Here is a 20,512-nt window from a genome sequence, read left to right on the forward strand (position 1 = left end):
GTGCTAAAGATGAATATTCAAGAACATAATCATACCAATGAAATTCTTATAACAAGCGCAAAGAGCGCGATTGAGCAAATGAAATATGAAATTGCACGTGAATTTGGGATCACACTCGGTCCAAATACAACAGCACGCGCAAACGGAACAGTTGGTGGAGAAATTACAAAACGCTTAGTACGAATGGGCGAAGAAAAGCTAGCTGGACAATATAGAATTCACTAAAATGACGTTTGCTTTCTCTTTTATTATTTTAGGGGGGATTGCCGTACACATAGTAAGTTAAGATTTTAAAGTCCCCTCCCTATATTCTACTTCATTGAAATCCATAATTAAGTAATTATTGTAACGTTATAATTTTTTTGAAATCCATTTTTATCAATAAAGTAGTTAAAAGCCTGTTTTGATGATTTTCAAAACAGGCTTTTTCTTTTACATACTAACATTTTTCTTCTTCGCTAACATGAATTTTTTATCTAAAAAGTTTGTACCTAATACACCGAGAATAATCATGATTGCCCCGATGATATGGTAGTATGCAAGATCTTCTTGCAAGAAGATTACACCAGCGAACATCGTAATTAAAGTTGATACATTGCTAAATACACTCATTTTTGACGCTTCCATAATGGATAAAGCGTAATTTGATAGAAATGCTGTTAATAACGAAGAGAGTATCCCTAAATATAAGATTGAAACTAGAAATAATGGGCTTGTAAAGGGCTGAAAATATAAATTTATCGTTCCCGCAGCAATATGATTTCCGATAGACAGTGCATTAAAACAAACAAACCCAATTGTAGTCATCATGTATGTTACATCAACTAATCGAAATTGTTTTGTCATCTTTCGTGCTAGAACGTTATAACCAGCTGACGATAATGCTGATAAGAGAATGAGTATAATTCCGATAAAACTAGTAGTATGAGAACCAAATCCTTTCGTAGCAAAAATGTAGATGACACCAGATACAGATAAAAGAAGTGAAAGTTTTTGCCAAATTGTTGTTCGTTCTTTTAAAAAGTAAGAGGCACATACCATTGTAAAGATAGGAATGGTAGCTTGAATAATGCCTGCTTCAGAAGATGATGTATACACTAATCCAAATGCTTGAAAAATAAAGAATAAAGCTGGGTATAGGATTGCTACTGGTAAAATAGAAAGCATGTTTTTAAATGTGATATTTAATTTGACAAAACCGAATATTACTGGAATTGATGCGACAAGAAAAGAAATGATAAATCGATGAGCTAATGTATCTAATGGCCCTGTAATCGTAAGGGTGAGTTTTACAAACATGAATGAAAAACCAATAATGAATGTATAAAGAATGGCTGCGGCGTATGCTTTTTTTGTTTGTGTCATATTTACACCTCGTATCATCAATTTTCTTACTGGCCAGTATATGTAAATGGTAATGCTTTCTTGTGGGTGCTACAATACAAATAAATACCATCTGTACCGGTACAGAAATATATAGAGGTGTAAGTGTGTATAAATATTTAATCGTTTTTAGTGACTTAGAAAAGTTAATTCAAAATGGGGAGTTAAAAGAAGGTGATAAATTACCCTCTATTCGATTTTTAAGTGCACGTTATCAATGCACGAAAAGTACAATTATTCGTGCACTTCAAGAATTAGAAAAAAGGCATATGATATACTCCGTTTTGAAAAGCGGATATTATGTTGTGAAAAAAACAAACGAATTTCATGTTAGTCGTAGTAGTGTAATAGATTTCGCAACTTCTGCACCTGATCCAGATATTTTTCCGTATTTAGATTTTCAGCATTGCATCAATAAAGCAATTGATACATATAAAAATGACTTATTTATATACGGGACTCCGAAAGGGTTGCCATCGTTAATTCGAGTTGTTCAAAGGCAATTAACGAATTACCAAGTGTTTACGAATGAAGAGAATATTTTTATTACATCTGGCGTGCAGCAAGCGCTGTCTTTGTTAACTTCTATCCCGTTTCCAAATAAAAAGAAAACGATTTTAATTGAACAACCGAGTTATCATTTATTTATCGAGTATTTAGAAACGCACAACATCCCTGTTATTGGAATTGAACGAACAGCGGAAGGGATAGATTTAAACGAATTAGAACGTATATTTCAAACAGAAGATATTAAATTTTTTTATTCGATGCCGCGGTTTCATAATCCGTTAGGTACATCGTATTCTAAGAAAGAAAAGGAAGTTATTGTCCGTTTAGCGAAGAAATATGATGTGTTTATCGTGGAAGATGATTATTTAGTGGATTTAGAAAGAGATGCTAAAGCGGATCCGATGTATAGTTATGATAATTCTTCTCATGTTATTTATTTGAAGAGTTACTCCAAAATTATTTTTCCTGGACTCCGAGTTGGTGTTGCAGTCATACCTAACTGTTTAACGGAAATTTTCTTTACATATAAAAAATTACTAGATATCGATAGTTCGATGATTTCCCAAGCAGCTTTAGAGGTTTACATAAAAAGCGGGATGTTTGATCGACATAAACAAAAAATTCGCGCTTCCTATTATGAAAGATCCAAGAGATTAGCTGTTTCTTTGAAAGAATGTAACGTTGTAAATAAACGTTTATTTCAATATCACGATGTGAATTTTCCTTGTATTCATACACACATTACGCTAGATAAAAATGTTATCGTTCAGCCACTTATTCGAAGGCTGCTAAAAAATAATGTATTACTAGATTCGATTGATAAAAATTATTTATCTTCGTTTCCGAAAGAAAAAATATTGAAATTGAATGTGTCGAATGTAAAGGAAGAAATGATTGAAGAGGGAATATGTAAGATTATTGATGAAATGAAACGTATATAAATCAAAACAGGTTTATCATAACTTTTGAGATGAGTCCATATGAACAAACTATTGTGAAAGGAGATGAGAATTTTGAGAAAGTCAATTCATTGCGTTATAGGAGAATTAAATGAGTTAATCCCTTTTCTCATTTCTTTAGAGGCAGTAAATGAAAAATTATTTTTTAGTCCTATTTGTCAAGGGAAATGGTCAACGGCTGCAATTATCTCTCATTTCATGTATTGGGATCGATATATTTTGGAGGAACGTCTTGAAGGTATGGTTAATGGGGATTTACTTCCAAAATCTAAGGTGAATCTAGAAGATATGAATAGGTTGGCGGAGGAGTATGCACATTCAGGAATTAGTAAGGCACAACTAATTCAAGAGGTCTGTGAAACGAGACAAAGATTATTAGATGCGTTAGTAGATAGGAATTTAGAGATTATTTTTCATATAGGATCAAAGGAAATGACAGTAAATGAATATTTTAAAGGAATGGTGGAACATGACAACCATCATATTAAACAAATTAAGGGATTCTATTTGACTCATTCATTTCCGTTCGGTAATATAACTGAGTGGTTATAAAATGTATAGGAATGTGATGAATATGGGCGAGAAAAAATACACCACAAGTTTGTTTGAAGTAATAGCTGAGGAAAACCGTAGAAAAATTATAGATCTTCTCAGAAAACGACCAAGGTCTGTTGGGGAATTAGTTGAGTGTACACAATTAAGTCAGCCAGGAGTTTCTAAACACCTTCGAAAATTAAGGGAAGCTGGGCTAGTGAGAATCATTAAGGATTCTCAAAAAAATATTTACCATTTGAATGCGGAGCCCCTTGCAGAAATTGATAACTGGTTAGAACCTTATCGAAAGTACTGGTCAGACAAATTAGATATGCTAGAACAATTATTAGATGAGGAGGAGTAATGTATGCTAGCAGTTGTAGAGAAGTTTGAGGATGGATATGTAGCCACATATAATCGACCACTACATCATTCAGTTGAAAAGGTTTGGGCCACATTAACTGAAAATGGGAAATTGGAAAAATGGATGCCAAACTTACAAGTTGTAGACCTTCGAAAAGGCGGAATGATTAAGTTCAATATGAACGACGGGACGGGGAAATCTATTGATATTTCGATTATAGATTTCAAAGAACTGGAATATTTGCAATACGAATGGGGAGAAGGTTGGGTTCGATTCGAGTTATTTCCAAAAGATGATGGTTGTTTATTAGTATTAAAAGAATTTATTCCTACCCTGAGTGATCATACTTCAAAAGATTTAGCTGGATGGCATGTATGTCTAGATATGTTCAGTACTTTACTGGACGGTCAATATATGGACTTCCCAAAAAGCGAATGGGAAAAATGGCATGAGAAGTATGTAAGGATAGTTAAACAATTATAGTGAATTTAATATTCAACTAAAGATGATGGATCTGTAATATCCGTGTAGCACAGGTGTTGTAGAACGATCTCCCGTTAGAGGACACCTGCGGACATCGTGAATAAAGACGATACGTTTGAGAATTTAACAATAGATGACCAGCTATTTTAAGTAATTTAAAAGCTTTTTCAAAACGTGAAACCTATTGACACCAAAGGCAATCACAGGATTGTTGTAATAAACTAAACACCACTATTTTCCAAAAGGAGATATGTTTAAATGAAAAATCCGATTACAATACCGGACCTCTCATCGAGACCGTTTAATCTAACAGTTGAACGATTAATGAATTCTTCGCCGGAAGCGCTGTTCAAAGGGTGGACAGAGCAGATTGACCACTGGTTTGCAGCACCTGGATCAGTACTAATGAAGGCAGAGGTCAATGAAGTCTTTTTCTTTGAGACAATCTACAAATTTGATGTACATAGTGAGGCACAGCGTCATCCACATTACGGACGATTTTTAAGACTTGAGCAAAACCATCTCGTAGAATTGACATGGGTTACGGGCGCTGAAGGAACAAAAGGAGCTGAAACAGTTGTCACGGTTAAGCTTGAACCTCACGGATATGGCACAAAGCTATATCTTACTCAAGCAGGATTTCCAGATGAGGAGTCAAGGAATCAAGCCGAACACGCTTGGCCATTTGTACTTGAAAACCTAGACAATAAGATGATGGATCGTTAATAAACAAAAAGAGAGTTGATTTAGTATGAACAACCTTACAAAAATGAAAATATTAAAGCCAACTAATGAAGTATTTGAAGCATTTGTAGATCCTTCAAAAATCAGGAATTTTTGGTTCTCATCGAGCTCCGAAAGATGGGAACAAGGCAAGACGGTTACATTGAGATATAATGAATACGATGCTCAAGTAGATATAGAAATAATGGAAGTCGAGATAAATAAGAAAATTGTGTACCAATGGGCGGCAGGACATATTGTTACAATTACGCTAAAAGAATTGGATAATTCGAGTACAATTATTGAAGTTAACGAAGAAGGCTTTAAAGAAAATGATAATGAGTTAATAAGTCAATTGATTGATAATAAAGAGGGTTGGGTTTATATGTTGACCTGTTTAAAGGGATATTTGGAATATGGTGTTAATTTGAGGGCAGCATTAGTTAAATAACTATCTGATTAATCTTTTGTCTGGCGACACAAACCTGGGGATTTCTCTGTAGAACGACACAATTCATGCAGTTTACACAAGAGAAAAATTTTTAATCAAAATTTCAATCTAAATACTTGTTGTTGATTTGTATTTTCATAACCAATTTGTTTACAAAAATTCATGTGCTTGTTGTAGCTTTAAAATAAAGTTACAACGTTTATAAAAAAGATGAGATGCTTGATCTCTTAAATCAAAGACGTCGAAATGAGTTTTGATTAAACTTTTTTATAAAACTGAAAGATTATTTAGAAGAAAGGATTCATTTTGACTAAACTATATCCAAAATGAATCCTTTTAATTTACTGTAAAATACGTGTTTGTAAGATAATTTTGATCAAACTTTATTTCAAAGCAACAGCTTGGCTACTAGATTTGAAAAATTTTAGTTTTATGATGATCAATAAAAACGAAAGCAGTGTAAATGTAAATCCGCTCCAGATAAGCTGGTGAATGCCTAGTTGAGAAATGAACCAGCCGCCAATAGAGGTTCCTAAAGTAATTCCAAGGTTGGAAAACGAGACGAATAAGCTATTGCCAAATTCCGGAGCTTCTTTTGCTTCACTTATTAACTATGTTTGACCAATAATTAAACTGTCGGAATGTACGATTCCCCAAATGAATACTATAAAAATCATTGGAATAAGATAAGACCCTAAATAATAAACCAACAAATAATTGGACCAGCATGGGTACTAACGTCGCATCACAGGTTAGAAAACCACTGGTAGATTTGCAAGAGAACGGAATTTGCTATAGTTATAAATCAGTTGTTCCGGTTCGATTGCTAGGCGAAGATTAGGAAACCGCTGTAACAATGTGCCAAATGCGATTTGTCCTTCTAGACGTGCTAGTGGAGCTCCCAAACAGTGATGGATACCAGTGCCAAATGCTAAATGATTATTTTCCTCCCGTGTAATATTCAATGTCTCTGGAGAAGGGAATTTCTGTGGATCAATATTTGCGGCAGTCAGAGAGAACAGAACTAATTCGCCTTTGCGAATCTTTTTTCCATGCATTGTCATATCTTCACCAGCAAAACGATTACCAATCATAATTGGACCAGCATAGCGCAATAGTTCGTCGACTGCGGAAGGGAGCAGGGAAGGATCGTGCCGCAGTAAATTCATTTGTTCGGGATGTTGAAGCAACGCCAGTACGCCATTACCGATTAGATTGACTGTCGTTTCATGTCCGGCGATAATGAGCAGCCAGATTGTCGAAAGAAGCTCGTTCTTACTTAATTTGTCTTCTTGCTCTTGCGCTTGAACTAGTGCGCTCATCAAATCATCATCAGGATTTAGGCGCTTTTCGTTCAGCAATACTTCGATGTAATGAATAAACTTTTCAAGTGTTGCAGTAACTGCAGTCACCTGACGAGGATCCAGAGCGGCGTTCATGAGTTCTTGTGTCCATTCGCGAAACTGGTTTCGATCAGCTGCGGGAATCCCAAGCATCTCTGAAATGACAATAAGGGGTAGTGGGTAAGCGAAATCCGCAATAATATCCATCTTTCCTTGTTCCTGTACAGCAGCCAACAATTCGTCGGCAATTTGCTGAATACGGGGACGAAGATTCTCGATTATACGCGGTGTAAAGGCTTTGGAGACTAGCCGACGTAGGCGCGTATGATCAGGAGGGTCTACCGTAAGCATATTCGGCATATTCATCATCCATTCAAACAGTTTATCCACAGATGTATTCTTCTCAATGGATTTCTGCTTATCATGGGGCGGTGTGAATTTCCGCAAATCTTTGATAAAACGGGGGTCTTTCAGTATGGTAACAACATCATCATAGTGCAATGCGAACCATGCCCCTCCCATACCATAAAAGTCATCAAGGTAAAAGAGACGCTCTTGTTGCTCGATGAGGTTTTTATAGAACATAATCGGATTACGCATAGTTTCCGGCGAGTTAAAATCGCCAATATTGATTTTTTTCATTAGTTTCCTCCTTGTCAGTATAACTAGTGAATAATATGGCATTTATACTCTTCTTTACCGTACAATCCCATGACCGTTCATGTTACAAAAACGAGTCATCTGATTCTTAGACGTAATCAAATGAATATATTTCTCTTCAAGAGCAAAGAAAAGAATTCCTTCTTTCTTAACTCGATTAGGAGAAAAAGTAAACAAGCATCTAACAGTATATGAAAATCTGTTAATAACGAGTAAACTTTTTTTATTTGCTTTATCAAAATTAAATCACTGTATCGAAGTCATTTGATTTAGGCGGAGAAGTTGCTTTTTTCATAAGTTGTTCCCATAATTGTACGGATTTTTTCCATTCTGATGCGGCCTGACCTTTTTGATACATAGTATTCTCATAACTAAGAGTAAGTTGTTGCATATCAGTCGAATTGTAAAATGTATCTATACGGAGTGCGTACTCTCGTAATGTTTGGCTTTCATTGCGGGGAATGCCTATTCTTGCAAATTGTTTTAAGAGTGCATTGTAAGCCTTTGGATAAACAGCATTACCTTTTCGGTATTTATAGTGGAGGATTATGAAAAATGTAAGCCACTTCATTCTAGTAGTAAAGAGAATGTAGCCAAGTACAATCATTGATATTATAGAGAGGAATAAGTACCACCAAGAAAATTCTTTTTTGGAATTCGTAATCTTCTTAGTTGAGACTTCTTCGGTATTTTCTATTAAATTTTTGAGCTTGGCTTCATTATTTCGCTGTTGTATTTGATCGTTGTTAGGATTAATCACTTCACTATTTTGTGAGCCAGAAGCCGGAGAGTCATTTATAAAGTTATACGTGTTGCTGAATCCTTTTGTTGGTTCGAACGGAACCCAACCGTATCCTGGAAAATAAACTTCCACCCATGAATGTGCCTCATTATTAGTAATTTTATAGACGCTATCACCTTCTAAATTAACGAATGTATTGTCTAGAGTGCCTTCGGTATAACCTTTTACCCAACGAGCGGGAATACCAACAGAACGAAGTAATACAATCATGGACGTTGAAAAATTATTACAGTAGCCGCTTTTCGTATCGAAAATGAATTGATCTACATAATCTTGTTTTTTGGCAGGTACTACAACATGCTCTGTTTCATAGATAAAAGAATTGTCTGCGAAGTAGCTTTCGATAGCTATTACTTTATCATATCGAGTGATTTTATCCTTTGTAAGATGTATCGCCAAGTCTTTTACTCGTTGTGGTAATGATCCGGGAAGCTGTGTATACTTTGTTATAAAATAAGGACTCGTTTCCATCCACTCACCCGTTTTTACAGCTTTTAAGTTTTCTATGGAAAACTGAGGAATTTCATAAGTCACTTTATATTCTTTTAACGAAGTAGAGGAGCTTTCTTTCATCGTATAAATTTTTTCTGAAAACGGATCAACGCTGAATGATACATCAGAAAGAGTTTCAACTGATACTAATCCTTCAGGATAAATAAGATGAGGATAACTTTTTTGCATATGAATTGTTGCTACGGCTGTACTTGTTTTTGTATTCGATTCATACCACTTCACTATATTGTTTTTATTCTTAAAATAACTTTTTTTTGGCTCCTCAGAAACTTCCCAACCTTTTCCGGTATAAAAGTCTTTTGTTTCTACCCTCCAATATTGACTATTTTGCGTTTGTGCTGTGAAAACAATTGTATTATCTGGTTTAAAAGGGCCACCTAGTTGAGAGTCATCTACACTGTATCCGATTTTTGAAACTTCGGCTTTCTTACTTGTTGCAGATGTATCGAATTTAAAAAAAGTGATGGGATGTTGCCATTGAGGGCCAAACTTTGGAGCAAAATATGCGATGACTACCGATAATACAATGCATATCGCAATTGGTATATGTAATTTTGATATCAGTTTGGAATGTTGTCGTAAGTGCTCAGTCGCTTTTATTTGTTCGAGATGAAGAAGATTAAGCATAAAAAAGCCTATGACAACGGTGCGAATAATTGCATGAGTGGCGTTGTATAAGTGTAAGTTATGAAAAGTCGTGATATAAATAATGGTCAATATAAGAAATAATAGTCTATGTTTTTGACGAATCACCCAGTAAGAGATGAGTGAACATAAAAACCAGAGCAACAGCAAAAATGAAAAGGTACGAAAAGCTGTGGAAAGACCTTGCCAATTTGTTTGAAAGAGAAAAGTGATATTTCGGAAAATATCAGAAAAGAATGTTATTATCCAAGATGGATTAATAAAAGTACCTTTGTAATATAGAGAATGAATAATGAATAAAATAACTGCAATTTTTATAGGGATTTTCCATTTTGTTTGCAAAAAGGAGAGAAAGAAGCACAACCCTATAAATGCTGTAAAAATATCTAATCTCTCCATATTCGTAACACTTATAAGCGGTCTTAACCATTCTAGTAACATAAGAAATCCACATAAATACATGAGGAACCTACTTATATCCCGTTGATTTTTTGTATGTAGTGTCATCATTTGCTCACCTCAATCAAAAAATACATTTGTATAACGATTCTCATAAACTACTTTTACAAATATTTTTCGCTTTTGTAGTGCTTCTAATATGCTCAGCTCGCGATTTGAGAATTGGTTTGCTTTTTCTTTCACAACAAATACTATCAGCTTTCTATTTTTCAGTACTAATCCTTCAGCTGCTTTTAGAATGTCAGGAGAAAGGTCACTTGTTATGAGTATAACTGTTACTGGGTGATACATTTTTCTTAATTCCATTTCTACAGTTTGAGAGAGCGGGAATATACTATCTGCTTGCACCTTTGCTAAATGACGAAAGATTTGTTGCAGCTGCATATCTCCGTTGTGCAAAGGGAAAACAGTCCGTTCTTTTCCGACAGATACGAATGACGCAGGTGAATTCTGTTTAAAGATAGCCTTGACAAGAGAGGCTGTAAACGTAACATTCGACTCGAATAGGGGAGATGGAGTTCTATCCATAAAGATCATCACATCTTGACTACGCTGCTGTTCAAATTCTTTCGTCATAATATTATTTTTGCGAGCGGTTGCTTTCCAATCGATCCATGAAAAGCGATCGCCAGGTTTATATTGCCGGACACTAACTGAGATTGTAGAATCTTTTGTTAAATTTATGTTTGCTGAGAGCGCTCCTTGTTCGAAATGATTTTCTAATTTTCGGTAATTTATATCTACATATTGAGGATAGATTAAAAATGTATTAGGAACTGAAAACCTGATATCTTTTTCAATAATACCGAATATATCGCTACTTTTTACACGTACATTTGAAAAAGTGTGTTCTCCTCTAGGTATAGTGTTAATTACATATTGATACGAAATATTTCGTTTAAATCCTGGAAATAATATTACTTTGGCAGCCTTTGCTTGTTTGCAATTTTTAAATTGTGGAGGAAGTTCATCTTCTATTATTAAATAAAGTAAGGGAAAGGGAATTTTTCTTTCTATTATAATAGTGCTTCGAAATTGTTCTCCAGCCATGTATTCTTTCTCATTTGTTAGCCGTCTTACTTTAGCATCTCGCAAGGCGTAAAAGGGAAGGAGTAGTGAGTAACAGGTAAAAGGAGTAATGCTGTAAAATAAAAACCAACTTACAAACCCTCCATGCATCATGGCATATAAAAATGTTAAGACAAGAAGTAAAGGGATTAGCATTAACTTTCCGATGTTATAAACTACTCGTAGTAGCTGTTTCATCAAGGATTTATCGTCCGTTGAATCGGCACTGAAGTTCGTGCGACGATTTTTGTGATGACTTTTTCTCCTGTAATCCCTTCAAATTTTGCTTCCATTTTTAGAATAAGTCTATGAGCTAAAACATAAGGGGCCAAAAATTTAACATCATCTGGAATTACATAATCCCTGTCATGAATGAGCGCGTAAGCCTGAGAAGCTTTCATTAAGGCGATAGAGCCACGTGGACTTGCACCTAACTGTATAGAATTATATGATCGAGTTTGATTGACGAGCTTTATGATGTAGTGCTTGATATCTTTTTCTATATATATTTTTCGTACGCTTTGTTGTAATTTTAGTAATTCTTCTATTGTAATAATAGCCTGTAAACAGGAAAGTGGATTTATTTTTTCCATCCGATTTAAAACTTCGAATTCTTCTTCTGGTGTAGGATAGCCCATTTTCATTTTCAGTAAGAAGCGGTCGAGTTGAGCTTCGGGCAAAGGGTAGGTTCCCTCATATTCAATTGGATTTTGTGTGGCCATTACAAAAAACGGCTTTGGTAACGGGTGGGTCATTCCATCTATTGTGACATTGCCTTCCTCCATACATTCAAGTAAGGCGGATTGTGTCTTTGGTGATGTACGATTAATTTCATCGGCAAGCACGAAATTTCCCATAATGGGTCCTGGCATGAACTCAAATTGCAGCTCTTTCGGATTATAAATAGAAACACCTGTCACATCTGATGGGAGTAAATCAGGTGTGAATTGAATTCGTTTGTAATCGGCATCAATTGACTTAGCAAGGGTGCGTACTAACATTGTTTTTCCAACACCTGGAACATCTTCTAATAGTACATGACCTTCAGCTAAAAGAGCTGTCAAGGTCAGAATCGTTTCTTTGCGTTTTCCGACCATTACTTTTTCGATATTGTTGATTATCTTTTCTACAATTGGATGTAATGAATCAAGCTGTGTCATTATACGCCTCCTAATTTTATTTTCTTTTTTTTTGATCTATGTAAATAAGAATTGAGTCTTTGGGTATGTTGTGGTGGTATTAATTTATGAGGTGATTGTTCCTTTTAATTACATTATAATTTCTATACCTGCTAGGAAAATCCTACGCTACACTTTTAAAATATTTGGTCTTGATTCTAGATGACATGTAAATAAAGTATGGTTCAAATAAGAAAAGGCTATATAGTGACAGAATAAGCACTCTACAGCCTTTTCAATTAGATTAACTTGCAATCTGATTGTTTGAATCCTTTGATTTTTCTGTTTGTAAAAAGCGCTTTGTTTCTGTAACAACGATTCCACTTAATCCAATAAGACCAATTAAATTTGGGATTGCCATTAGTCCGTTAGCGATATCAGAAAATGTCCAAACAAGTCCTAGTTTTAAATTTGCTCCAAACGCGACCATACCAACAAAAATGAAACGGTAGTATCGAACGGCATTACGGCCAAATAGATATTCAACACATTTCTCTCCATAGTATGACCACCCTAACATTGTTGAGTAAGCAAATAAAATAATTGCAATGCCAAGAATCATACTTCCGGCATTTCCAAATACAGTTTGGAATGCAAAGGTCGTCGCTTCAACGCCTGTTTTCCCAGAATTCCAAGCACCTGTTGTAATGAGTACTAAACCAGTGATTGTGCATACGACAAATGTATCAAGGAACGTTCCTGTCATAGATACGAGTGCCTGTTTAGCGGGGGAATCAGTCTTCGCTGCTGCTGCTGCAATTGGTGCACTTCCAAGTCCCGCTTCGTTTGCAAATACACCTCGTGCCATCCCGATTTGAATAGCTGAAGCAACTGTTGCTCCGGCAAAACCGCCAGCAGCTGCAGTGCCGTTAAAAGCACCTGAAAAGATGAGCTGAAATGCTTCTGGAATTTGATCTATATGATAAAAAATAATAATAAGTCCAGCAAGTATATAAAAGAAAGCTTTAATCGGAACAAAGTAACCTGTTACTTTTCCTATTTTTTTAACGCCGCCTAAAATGACTATTGCGATGAAAAGCGCCATTACAATTCCAGTCACGAAAGGCGATACGGAAAAATTAATTTTCATGGCCTGAGCAACAGAGTTGGACTGCACCATATTTCCGATTCCAAATGAAGCTGTTGTCCCGAAAATAGCAAATAATATAGCGAGCCATTTCTTGTCTAACCCGCGTTCTAAGTAATACATTGGGCCACCAGAGTATTCACCGTTAGCTCCATGAATGCGATACTTTACCGCGAGGATAGCTTCTGAATATTTTGTTGCCATTCCAAACAAAGCGGTAATCCACATCCAAAATATTGCGCCAGGTCCCCCGATAGATACTGCTGTTGCAACGCCTGCGATATTCCCCATACCAATAGTGGCTGACATCGCAGTCATCAATGCTTGGAAATGACTAATATCCCCTTTAGAAGATTTGTCCTCTGATTTTCCGAATGCTAGCTTATGTGCATATAATAGTTTAACAAATTGCAAGCCTCGCAGGCGTACCGTAAGGAGGATTCCTGTTCCAACAAGCAGTACGAGTGTAGGCAGCCCCCATACATAATGATTAATTACTTCCAATACTTGACTTACTGTTTCCATCTCTATTCTCCTTTACAAAAAAATAAAAAACCATTTCATATAAACGAAATGGTCTCTGGAGATACAAGGAATAGAAAAATAAACCGATTCGGGAATCGGTATTTTCTGTCGCTTGTCTCTGTCCTTTTACCTGAGAGATTATCCACTGTAATGGTGGATTTGCTCCTTCGGTGCTCTGTTTCCTCCTTTTTGCTATGCAATAGGAGGGAGTCTCTCCAGAGATTCGTCCCCATACAGTTCTACTTGAATACAAGACCTGAGAGTTTCAAAGCTGTCCGACCAGCTTTTTGCCCCATCGGTAGATCAAAGGATCTTCTCCTGTATGGTTCATCCGAATGCTATGAAATTAATATGAGTTATTATAATCATGATTTATATTGTAAGTCAAGAATTAAAAATATATAGATTCATAATTAATATTTTATATATCAATAATTTTTAACTGCTTACTTAGGCTGAAAAAGGCTTGTCTTTCGTATTTCATATATCATTTTAGTAAGCACATCATTATAATTTTCCTGCGTTAATTCATAAATTTCCATTTCACTATTAGCCTTTATTTCATCTATTTTAGGATGAGAATCATAGTATATTGTTCCTAACACAGTTTGAGAATTTCTCATGAATGGATTGATAGTAGATAGAAATTTAGAAGATGCGATTTGCATAGGACCAATCTCATCTATCACTATAATCTTCTTTGCGTTATTTTGAATAGATTGAATAGCTATCCTTTCAAATTTAGAAACGTTTATGCCATATCTGCCTACTCTAATATCACTTTTAGAATTAACATCTGCAATTACTGCTTCTTCCCCAGTAAGAGAGATAATTCTAAAACCAGTTCTATTAGAGTTCTCGACAATCTCCTCTGTATAAAATCCACTAAAGTTTTCTACTCCAATTTCATTTATTATTTTCTTAAGAGCTGTAGTTTTACCGACCCTAGGTTTTCCAGTTAGAAAAAAATAATTTCCCATAAAGATATACTTCCTCCTGTGTCGTAAGAGTAACTACTTGTTGAACTAGAGATGTTTCATTTCACTATTTTGTAAATGAGGACACTTAGCAATTAAAGTTTGTATGAACAATTCTTCGTTTTCTGGTGATAGTTTGACACTGCCGAATGTAGCATTTGGATAGTGAATTTCTACACCGTGAAATGCAGCTGCTGGGCGAAACCCCATAAGCATATCATCAGTTGGATGAACCCTTGTAATATTTTCATAGGGAACATTGCACCAAAAAGGACCGCACCTTGCATATAAACTCTTTTCTCGTAATTCATAGCGAATCCCAAAAATAATCCATAACATAAATAAATCAAATATTAAAATGATACTGGGAATGATGAACCAATCCACAGAATTCAATGTTTTATCTAGTAAAAGTGGAAGAGAAAGAAGTGTATTACATAACAGAATGGTTCCAATTATCATATACCAATATCCTCGATCTCGTCGTACTTTCCATCTCATTACATCACCTTCTCCTTCCAGAAATGATGGCTTTTTTGGGGTATATACAAATATTACCACATTTTCATTTGTATAATTAGGAAGATGTTACGTTAAGGAATAAAAATTGAAATTGAGGTAGTTTTTGTGAAATTTAGATGGCAAAATAAAGAGGAAAGATGTTCGTTTCTTGAAATGAAATATAACTAATATTATGGCAGAGGAGAAACACATGAAACCATTACAAGGAAAAATTGCAGTAGTGGCTGGTGGAACACGTGGTGCCGGACGTGGTATTGCGATGATGCTTGGTGAAGCCGGTGCTACTGTATATGTGACAGGAAGAAGTACAAAAGGAAATTTATCATCAATAGGAAGAACAGAGACAATTGAAGAAACGGCTGAACTTGTAACGAAGCATGGTGGAAAAGGAATTGCAGTTCGCGTTGATCATACTGTGAAAGAAGATGTTGCAGCTTTATTTGCGAAGATTGAAATAGAGCAGAATGGACAGTTAGATATTTTAGTGAATGATGTATGGGGAAGCGATCCGCTGACAGAATGGAATGTACCATTTTGGGAACATAATTTAAATAATGGAATCCAAATGCAAACAACAGCTGTACATTCTCATATAATAACAAGTCATTACGGTGTTCCGCTTATGGTGAAAAATAAGAAAGGGCTCGTTATTGAAATTACAGATGGTGTTGATTACGAATATCGAGGGAATATGTTTTATAGCCTCGCTAAAATTTCAACAATTCATTTAGCCCAGGCAATGGCAAGAGACTTAGTTCCCTACAACATAACATCTGTTGCAGTCAGTCCAGGATTTTTACGTTCTGAAGCTATGTTAGATATATTCGGTGTGACAGAAGAAAACTGGCAAGAAGGAGCAAAAAAAGATCCGCATTTCATTGCATCAGAAACACCATTTTTTATCGGAAGAGCAATTGCTGCTTTAGCGAGTGATCCTAATGTTCATAAGAAAACAGGAAAAGCGCTTAGTTCGTGGGAATTAGCAAGAGAATATAAGTTCAAAGATATAGATGGAAGACAGCCTGATTGGGGAAAATATTTTGAAGAACATGTACAACATACTTTATAAAGAATTTCCATTGATTTAGGAAAGAATAGATAAAAACTCGTAATCATACGGGTTTTTTATTTATTTTAGTCGTCTTCAATATTCAAATGATCGCTAAAAGGTTAATTAATATTGACATGAAACCAAAAGGTGTTATATTCTATGGAAGTGAAACCAAAAGGTTGTATTTTAAAATTAGGAAAGAAGGAAAAGTAATATGAATACGTTACAAGATATTAAACAAACTATCGTGCTAGAAGCACCTATTCAAAAAGTATGGGATACAGTATCAACTGCGGAAGGTATTGCATTATGGTTTATGCCAAATGATTTTCAACTAGAAGTAGGGCATGAATTTCATATACAATCTCCTTTTGGGCCATCTCCATGTAAAGTATTAGAAATAGATGCTCCTCATCACCTTTCTTTTGCGTGGGATACAGACGGTTGGATTGTTTCTTTTATTTTGAAAGATTTAGGAGATAAAACAGAATTTACATTAATTCATGGCGGTTGGAAAGACCCTGACTTTATTCTTCCGAAAGCGAACGAGAAAAGTGCTATTGTTCGCGATAAAATGGCATATGGTTGGATGGGTATTGTCAACGAAAAACTTAAAAAGGTTATTGAAGGCTAAGTGTCTCCATCAGCAGAAACATATGATGTATTCCAAGCGATTGCTGATCCAACTCGCAGAGAGGTACTTCGATTACTGGCAGAAAAAGAATTGCCTATTTCAGAAATAACATCTCATTTTCCAATTAGTCGTACAGCTGTTACAAAACATCTTCACATTCTTTCAGAAGCAAAGCTAGTGAGTGGAAAAAAGGTGGGAAGGGAAAAAATTTATCAGCTGCAGCCGGAACCTTTACAAGAATTAAAGCAATGGCTTTCGTTTTACGAACAATTTTGGAATAATAGATTATCTATTCTGAAACATGTGGTTGAAAATGGAGACAACAGTGGATTAAAGATTGTTGAAACAAAATTGAATAAACAAGAGGAATAAGATAATTTCCTTCTAAATGAAAAAGAGTATGTTTGAAACGATTTGTTTTGAACATACTCTTTTTCATATGGCAAATATGATTAGAGCTAATTTGAGGACTATATTTTCATAAACAAACGTGAAACGTCTTTAAAGAATTTCATTAATGACAATACTATGCATAAATTGCCATTAAAGGAATGGACTGTAGATGAATATTGTTTTCGAAAGTATCATACTAATCGTTACAGGTATCCTCGGTTTGAAGCTAACGGGGAGTAAAACTCTTAGTCAAATGACGAGAGCTGAAATTATTATCGTTGTATCTATTGGGCGAATTATTGTAGAACCAGTGTTAAATAAGAAAATAGGACCAACTATACTCGCTACATGTATATTTTCTGGGATTTTACTTATAATTCATTATTTAGAAATGAAATCACGAAAGGTGGAGCAATTTCTAAATGGTGATAATATCGTTCTTATTAAAGATGGAGAACTTTTAAAGAACAATTTAAAACGTGCCAAAATGACAGAACAGCAATTATTTATGCATCTAAGAGTACAGGGAATTCATGATATTCAAACGTTACAGCAAGTAACTGCAGAGCCAAATGGTCGTATCGGATATCAATTAACTGCTCAAGCTCAACCGGTTACTCGTGAGGTGTTAGAAAATGTACTGCATCAATACATTTCTAAAGAATAAGAAATATAATTATGCCTATTTTTGAAAATCGAAAATGATCTCACGTAGCTTTTGTAATCCAACAATTAAATCTTGATCTTTTAGCATAGAATAGCTGATACGCATATACTCGTGTTTGGACTCGTGAACAAAGCAAGCTGTTCCTGGTAAAAAAGAAACGTCAAATTCATTTGCTTTTTTTAGTAATGCAAATGAATTCATTGAGTCCGGAAGGGAAATCCATAAGTTAAAGCCACCTTGTGGTATTTGAAAATGAAGTATATCTGTTAAGGGTGCAAGTGTTTCTATCGTAGCATCCCGACGCATTTGTAAGGCAGTTCGTAGTTTTTCTAAATGATTCTTCATTCTTTCTGTCCGCAAAAAAGGTAGAATGGCTTTTTGCGTTATTAGTGGACTACCTATATCCATTAATGCTTTCGCAGCATATAACCAATCAAATACAGGTCCTTCTGCGACTAAGGCTGCAATACGAAGCCCTGGTGCTAACGTTTTACTGAATCCTTTTAAATAAATGACATGACCGTTCTTATCAAAATGTTTAATAGGAGCCGGAAGCTCAATATTATTAAAATAGATCTCACCAAAAGAGTCATCTTCAATAATAAAAAAATGATAAAATTCTGCTAGTTCTATAAGCTCTTTTCTTCTTCGTTCACTCATTAATGTTCCAGTAGGATTATGAAAAGCAGGATTCACGTATAACAAAACTGGATTATTCTTTTGACACACCTCATCTACTAAATCAGCACGAATGCCTTGTTCATCAAGCCCAACGGGAATAACATGAATTCCTTTGTTAACAAACACATCAATGGCAGCACCGTAACATGGACTCTCTACTATTACTGTGTCTCCAGGCTTTAATAACGTTTGAGCGATTAAGTCAATCCCTTGCTGGGCACCACTTGTAATTAATAAATGAGCAGGATCAGCTGTTAATCCTTGATAGTCTTTTAAATATTTGCAGATTTCCATGCGAAGCTCTTCATCACCTTGTACAGGCCCGTATGTAGCTAACATCATTTTGTCTTTGTCTAATATTTTTTGCATTTCGCTTGATAGAAACGGATTAGGTAAAAGACGTGGGTAGAGAATGGCCTGTGAAAAATCATAATACTTTTTGTGGCGATTGATAATATATTGAGACCTAATCACATTAACAGCTTTCATATGTTGCCATTCATAAGGATTCTGTATGTTTAGGGAAGTATTTCTTTTTCCTCTTATGTAAACCCCTTTTCCTGGCTGTATGTATACATAACCTTTTGTCTCAAGCTGTTTGTATGCTTTACGAACTGTTAATACACTTATTTTTAAATCGTCTGCCATAATACGTAGAGAAGGGAGAGCGTCTCCATCCGCTGACATTCCACCTTGAATACGCTGAACGATTTGTTCGTATATTTGCTGGTAGAACGGTATATTAGATTCTTTTCGGAGTACAATCTTCATTATCTCACCTAATCTTCTTTTTATTTTCATTTAAACTGAAAAAAACTTTATTATCAACAGAAAATTCATATAACTGTTATATAGCTTGATGTACTGTTATACACCGTTTCCTCTATACTCATTTCAACAATGAAAGGGAGGAAGCGTTATGGTTATTTTAAATTATCTTCTTATTTGTATTATTTTTGGGACGACATTTTTAACGATTAAAATAGGAATCGCAGCAGGGGCTCCGCCGCTTTTTTCAGCAGGGATTCGTTTCTTTTTCGCAGGTATAATTGTTATCATGTTTTTTATCGTGAAACGGAAACAAATCATACCATACCTTTTAACAAAAAGAATTATATTTGCTGGCTTTTGTCTTACATTTATGACATTTGCAACTTTATATTGGGCAGAGCAGTATATCTCATCGGGATTAGCGGCTGTTCTTTCCGCTACAGGTCCAATGATGATTTTATTGCTTCAAGCGAAACGAACGAAAATGAAATTGAGAAGGGAACAACTTTTTGCCCTTATACTTGCTCTTATAGGAGTAGTGTGTATTTCTTTACCGGGGTTGCAGCAGCAATTTTCTTATATGTGGAGTGTTGCTTGCCTTGTTATATTAGTAGGAGAATTTTTCTACGGAATGGGTACGATTCGTTCAAAGGAAATTTTATCAGATTTACCAAATGTCTCACCGTTTTTAATTAATGGAATTCAAATGTTTTATGGAGGTTTATTATTAATTGTTTTTTCTCTCTTAGTAGAGCAGCCAAACCTATCTGTCTTAACTTCATGGAGCGTTCAATGGCCTATTCTGTATTTAATATTTATAGGATCGATTGGTGGTCATGGATTATACTATTGGCTATTATCCAAAACAAACCCTGTATTTCCATCTACTTGGCTTTATGTTTCACCATTAATTGCTGTTATAACAGGATATATATTTTTAGGTGAACCAATTAAACCAGAAATGGGAATAGGAGCTTGTTTCATTTTGATTGGTGTTTTTATGGCGAATCGCTCTATACTTGCGGTGTATTGGAGACAAGGGAAGTTATTGAAAAAAGAGATGTAAGAATTATTATAAAAAAAATCTAATTCATACGTATTAAAAAAGCCTCTCACGTATCATTAAAAC

General features: G+C 35.2%; 21 protein-coding genes, 1 pseudogene and 1 riboswitch. Of the genes and pseudogenes, 12 read left to right on the forward strand and 10 right to left on the reverse strand.

Going from position 1 to position 20,512, the window contains the following annotated elements; translation table 11 throughout:
- Positions 1-9: 9 nt before the first annotated feature.
- A complete protein-coding gene (locus ACFQZ1_RS23710; RefSeq protein ID WP_377884613.1) occupies positions 10-225 on the forward strand; it encodes an alpha/beta-type small acid-soluble spore protein in 216 nt (71 codons plus the stop codon).
- Positions 226-432: 207 nt separating this feature from the next.
- Here ACFQZ1_RS23710 and ACFQZ1_RS23715 read toward each other — a convergent pair whose 3' ends face one another.
- On the reverse strand, positions 433-1,365 hold the full coding sequence (locus ACFQZ1_RS23715; RefSeq protein WP_377884614.1) for a DMT family transporter: 933 nt from the start codon (positions 1,363-1,365) through the stop codon (positions 433-435).
- A gap of 125 nt (positions 1,366-1,490) precedes the next feature.
- On the opposite strand from ACFQZ1_RS23715, the gene ACFQZ1_RS23720 reads away from it, so the two are divergent.
- From ACFQZ1_RS23720 to ACFQZ1_RS23745, 6 genes are all read left to right on the forward strand, one after another.
- The gene (locus ACFQZ1_RS23720) at positions 1,491-2,834 is read left to right on the forward strand and encodes an aminotransferase-like domain-containing protein (RefSeq protein ID WP_377884616.1); all 1,344 of its coding nucleotides are present in this window, start codon (positions 1,491-1,493) and stop codon (positions 2,832-2,834) included.
- Between the two features lie 72 nt (positions 2,835-2,906).
- A complete protein-coding gene (locus ACFQZ1_RS23725) occupies positions 2,907-3,404 on the forward strand; it encodes a DinB family protein (protein WP_377884617.1) in 498 nt (165 codons plus the stop codon).
- A gap of 22 nt (positions 3,405-3,426) precedes the next feature.
- Positions 3,427-3,750: an ArsR/SmtB family transcription factor gene (locus ACFQZ1_RS23730; protein ID WP_377884618.1), complete on the forward strand. Its 324-nt coding sequence runs from the start codon at positions 3,427-3,429 to the stop codon at positions 3,748-3,750.
- Positions 3,751-3,753: 3 nt separating this feature from the next.
- Entirely contained in the window at positions 3,754-4,233 is a 480-nt protein-coding gene (locus tag ACFQZ1_RS23735; protein ID WP_377884619.1) for an SRPBCC family protein, read from the forward strand.
- Between the two features lie 258 nt (positions 4,234-4,491).
- The gene (locus ACFQZ1_RS23740) at positions 4,492-4,959 is read left to right on the forward strand and encodes an SRPBCC family protein (RefSeq protein WP_377884620.1); all 468 of its coding nucleotides are present in this window, start codon (positions 4,492-4,494) and stop codon (positions 4,957-4,959) included.
- A 25-nt stretch (positions 4,960-4,984) separates the two neighbouring features.
- On the forward strand, positions 4,985-5,407 hold the full coding sequence (locus ACFQZ1_RS23745) for an SRPBCC family protein (protein WP_377884621.1): 423 nt from the start codon (positions 4,985-4,987) through the stop codon (positions 5,405-5,407).
- A 383-nt stretch (positions 5,408-5,790) separates the two neighbouring features.
- Here ACFQZ1_RS23745 and ACFQZ1_RS23750 read toward each other — a convergent pair.
- From ACFQZ1_RS23750 to ACFQZ1_RS23785, 8 genes and pseudogenes are all read right to left on the reverse strand, one after another.
- Positions 5,791-6,123, reverse strand: a pseudogene (locus ACFQZ1_RS23750) (MFS transporter); the annotation flags it as partial.
- A gap of 36 nt (positions 6,124-6,159) precedes the next feature.
- Positions 6,160-7,392, reverse strand: a complete 1,233-nt coding sequence (locus ACFQZ1_RS23755; protein ID WP_377884622.1) for a cytochrome P450 family protein — start codon at positions 7,390-7,392, stop codon at positions 6,160-6,162.
- 259 nt (positions 7,393-7,651) lie between these two features.
- On the reverse strand, positions 7,652-9,880 hold the full coding sequence (locus tag ACFQZ1_RS23760) for a transglutaminase TgpA family protein (RefSeq protein WP_377884623.1): 2,229 nt from the start codon (positions 9,878-9,880) through the stop codon (positions 7,652-7,654).
- 9 nt (positions 9,881-9,889) lie between these two features.
- A complete protein-coding gene (locus tag ACFQZ1_RS23765; protein WP_377884624.1) occupies positions 9,890-11,095 on the reverse strand; it encodes a DUF58 domain-containing protein in 1,206 nt (401 codons plus the stop codon).
- Entirely contained in the window at positions 11,095-12,057 is a 963-nt protein-coding gene (locus tag ACFQZ1_RS23770; RefSeq protein WP_377884625.1) for an AAA family ATPase, read from the reverse strand. The genes ACFQZ1_RS23765 and ACFQZ1_RS23770 overlap by 1 nt, the downstream gene beginning before the upstream one ends.
- Positions 12,058-12,319: 262 nt before the next feature.
- Positions 12,320-13,687 carry an alanine/glycine:cation symporter family protein gene (locus tag ACFQZ1_RS23775; RefSeq protein WP_377884626.1) on the reverse strand — a complete coding sequence of 456 codons (1,368 nt, stop codon included), beginning with the start codon at positions 13,685-13,687 and terminating at the stop codon, positions 12,320-12,322.
- Positions 13,688-13,795: 108 nt separating this feature from the next.
- Positions 13,796-13,916: riboswitch (glycine riboswitch) on the reverse strand.
- Positions 13,917-14,133: 217 nt separating this feature from the next.
- Positions 14,134-14,667, reverse strand: coding sequence for a nucleoside-triphosphatase (locus ACFQZ1_RS23780; RefSeq protein ID WP_377884627.1), 534 nt, complete (start codon positions 14,665-14,667; stop codon positions 14,134-14,136).
- A 45-nt stretch (positions 14,668-14,712) separates the two neighbouring features.
- Complete coding sequence (locus ACFQZ1_RS23785; protein WP_377884628.1) at positions 14,713-15,165, reverse strand: PH domain-containing protein; 453 nt, start codon at positions 15,163-15,165, stop codon at positions 14,713-14,715.
- A 211-nt stretch (positions 15,166-15,376) separates the two neighbouring features.
- Between ACFQZ1_RS23785 and ACFQZ1_RS23790 the strand changes: the two genes are divergently transcribed.
- From ACFQZ1_RS23790 to ACFQZ1_RS23805, 4 genes are all read left to right on the forward strand, one after another.
- Positions 15,377-16,255, forward strand: coding sequence for an SDR family oxidoreductase (locus tag ACFQZ1_RS23790; RefSeq protein WP_377884629.1), 879 nt, complete (start codon positions 15,377-15,379; stop codon positions 16,253-16,255).
- 196 nt (positions 16,256-16,451) lie between these two features.
- Positions 16,452-16,871 carry an SRPBCC family protein gene (locus ACFQZ1_RS23795; RefSeq protein ID WP_377884630.1) on the forward strand — a complete coding sequence of 140 codons (420 nt, stop codon included), beginning with the start codon at positions 16,452-16,454 and terminating at the stop codon, positions 16,869-16,871.
- The gene (locus tag ACFQZ1_RS23800; RefSeq protein ID WP_377884631.1) at positions 16,872-17,243 is read left to right on the forward strand and encodes an ArsR/SmtB family transcription factor; all 372 of its coding nucleotides are present in this window, start codon (positions 16,872-16,874) and stop codon (positions 17,241-17,243) included.
- Between the two features lie 190 nt (positions 17,244-17,433).
- Positions 17,434-17,931 (forward strand): DUF421 domain-containing protein, encoded by a 498-nt coding sequence (locus ACFQZ1_RS23805; RefSeq protein WP_377884632.1) that lies wholly within the window; start codon positions 17,434-17,436, stop codon positions 17,929-17,931.
- Positions 17,932-17,946: 15 nt separating this feature from the next.
- Here the strand turns inward: ACFQZ1_RS23805 and pdxR are convergent, their stop codons facing one another.
- Positions 17,947-19,383 (reverse strand): MocR-like pyridoxine biosynthesis transcription factor PdxR, encoded by a 1,437-nt coding sequence (pdxR, locus tag ACFQZ1_RS23810; RefSeq protein WP_377884633.1) that lies wholly within the window; start codon positions 19,381-19,383, stop codon positions 17,947-17,949.
- 148 nt (positions 19,384-19,531) lie between these two features.
- On the opposite strand from pdxR, the gene ACFQZ1_RS23815 reads away from it, so the two are divergent.
- A complete protein-coding gene (locus ACFQZ1_RS23815; RefSeq protein WP_377884634.1) occupies positions 19,532-20,449 on the forward strand; it encodes a DMT family transporter in 918 nt (305 codons plus the stop codon).
- Positions 20,450-20,512 lie beyond the last annotated feature (63 nt).

Source organism: Bacillus sp. CGMCC 1.60114 (genome assembly GCF_042676365.1).
GTDB lineage: Bacteria > Bacillota > Bacilli > Bacillales > Bacillaceae_G > Bacillus_A > Bacillus_A rhizoplanae_A.